Here is a 467-nt window from a genome sequence, read left to right on the forward strand (position 1 = left end):
GTCCCCTCAGCACAAATCAGGATCGGCCGCTTCACCGTAACCGCGCTGGTGGACGGGTTTGCCGATATGCCCTTCGGCTATTTCCCCGGGAGCACGCCCGAACAAGTTGAGGAAGGAGCGCAGGCGGTATCGGCGGCCAAGCCCGGAGGCATCCGCTTCGTGTTTAACCAGTATCTCGTCGATGATGGCGAGCGCCTGATCCTGATCGACACCGGCCCCGCCGGCGCGATGGGCAAAACGGGACAGCTCCCTGGTGCGCTCGAAACATTGGGAATTACGAGAGAAGATATTGGGGCGGTCATCGTCACGCATATGCATGTCGATCACCTCGGCGGCCTGGTGGCCGGTGGAAGCCGGAACTTCCCGAATTCTGACGTGTACGTCGATCGCCGTGACGTCGCGTACTGGACTGATCCCGCGAAGAGAATTTCAGCTCCGGAGTTCCTGAAACCCAGCTTCGATGCATC

1 protein-coding gene is annotated in these 467 nt (G+C 60.4%); it reads left to right on the plus strand.

Translation table 11 applies throughout. The features are described 5' to 3' along the window. A partial coding sequence (locus AC0L2R_RS33855) for an MBL fold metallo-hydrolase (RefSeq protein WP_473514127.1) occupies positions 1–467 on the plus strand: 467 nt, incomplete at both ends.

The organism is Mesorhizobium sp. WSM4820, from assembly GCF_055811075.1.